General features: G+C 44.9%; 1 protein-coding gene. It reads right to left on the reverse strand.

The window, feature by feature from the left end; genetic code table 11:
- Window positions 1-736: 736 nt before the first annotated feature.
- Window positions 737-2011, reverse strand: a 1275-nt coding sequence (locus tag KQJ19_RS23395; RefSeq protein WP_216404261.1) for an autotransporter outer membrane beta-barrel domain-containing protein, incomplete at its 5' end; no start/stop codon positions are given.

Genomic DNA, 2011 nt, shown 5'->3' on the forward strand with positions numbered 1-2011 from the left:
GAGAAATAGTGCGAAAATATGGCAATCACACATTCGGTGCAAGAAAAAAATTCTTAAGCAATATCGGAAGCTTTCGGCTGGATTCTGCCCCCAGTTTGCGTTTAATAGATTGTATTTTATAATAAATACTGCTCTCTTTTAGCTGCGTTAGCGTCGCGATTTCTCCGATTCTCTTCCTCTTAAAAAAATACAGATAGACTATTTTTCGTTCATCATCCGTCAAGCCATTGAACACTGAAGCAGGCGAAGGTGTTCGGCTTGAGAACACACGCAGCTTCTCATTCTGGTATGATACCTGCTTAAAGCAGAGGCAGGTTACCGGGAATTTTTCCATCAAAAAGCAGTAAGATAAGTAATCATCCCTGTCACAAACCAAATAGACTTTTTTATATTTATTCAGTATTTCATGAGCAGAATAAAAATTCCTGTACTCGTAACATTTAAAATCTGAATTGTCATTGGCGAGCAATGATAATCCGTAATTGAAAAAAGAATTTTTACTTGCCAATAAAAAAGCAGTGGACATAAGAACTATTCGCTATCAAATGTATTAGACACCTTAACTAAAAGTGACTATAAGGTATGAAAAGTACAAAAACCACCCTAAAAAATAATCCAATGCGATAAAATTATGTACCACAACTTATAGTGTAAATGGATTTAATTATCACTTGCAATTAATCCATAAAAAAGCCTGAACTATCGATTCAGGCTTTTACTTGCTCAAAATTTAAAATCAAAATGAATAACGAATATTGGCGTTAATTGCCTTATCAATATCGTAATGACCAAACGCCGAACGCTCAACATTAAGACTAATCCTGGTGTTATCTTTTATTTCAGCATTGACACCGAAATTAAAGTTTACCCGGCTATCTTTACCATTTCTGATGGACGTTTTCCCGGCAAAATCACGAATGACCGTCTTCGCAGGATTAAACAGGTCATACTGATAATGAACGCCCGTCAGCGCGGTCAACTTCCAGTCTTTACCTGTGAAGGTTTTACCGATATCAACTCCGGTACGACCTATCAATGGATTATCCTGCTTACGCTGCATACGGATGTCTGAGCCTGCAGACTGCCAGTCAAACCGGTTTCCTGACACCGAGCCATAAACCAATTCCGTCTGCGGCTGAATAAAGGTTTCGTCAGGTAACGAGAAGCGCCAGCCGGTTTCTGCGCCCAGATACCAGGAATGTGAGCGGTAATCCTGCTCCGGCATTTCGATTTCGCTTGCCGAATAGTGGTTATCGTGGCGGACATATTTACTGATTGCATCCACATACAGCCCGGAGTCAAACATCGCGGAAGCATAGAAACCGATACCGGTTGATTTTGTCTGACCGGACCAGCCATCACCATGGCTGCTATTGTGAGTGAACGTTGCCGTCACACCGGTAAACAGATCACCGCCGTCAAACGCGTGCTTTCTGTCGGCTCCAATCTGCAGATGTGTCCAGCTGTTGGAATTGCCCGCCTCAGCGGAACCCGTACCGCTGAAGATTCGCGCCCACGCCCCGGTTTCACCGTGGGTGTTGCGCAGATCGCCCATGCGGTAGTTCAGGTTGTTCATCTCTGTCAGGAAGTTTTTATATCCCGCATTCATAACTGATTTGCTGGCCTGCAGCGCCGCGTTGTCCTGCTGCACGTCAAATCCTTCCAGCCGCCATTGTTTACTGTTTTCGCTCTCCACGATGCCCAATTGCGGCGTGAAGGTATGAATACCCGCGCGCTGTGTCACTGGTTTGAGCGTGAACACATCGGCAGCCGTCGTTTTCGGCGCTGTGACTAACGCTACGGATGACATTCCCTGGCTCACTGAAGCCACAGACGGGACAACAACTAGCGCATTGTTTTTACCGGACAGCGACTGGTTAACCGTTACCGTATCTGCCGTTTTTCCATCAGTGTTCATGACGAATTGGCTGTTGCTTGCAGTCAGGGTGTCTACTGTCAGAGAGCCTGGTGAGCCGGCTTTGCTGAAGCGCACTTGCGAACCGTCCAGGTT

Source organism: Citrobacter sp. S46_ASV_140 (assembly GCF_018919545.1).
Classification (GTDB): domain Bacteria; phylum Pseudomonadota; class Gammaproteobacteria; order Enterobacterales; family Enterobacteriaceae; genus Citrobacter; species Citrobacter braakii.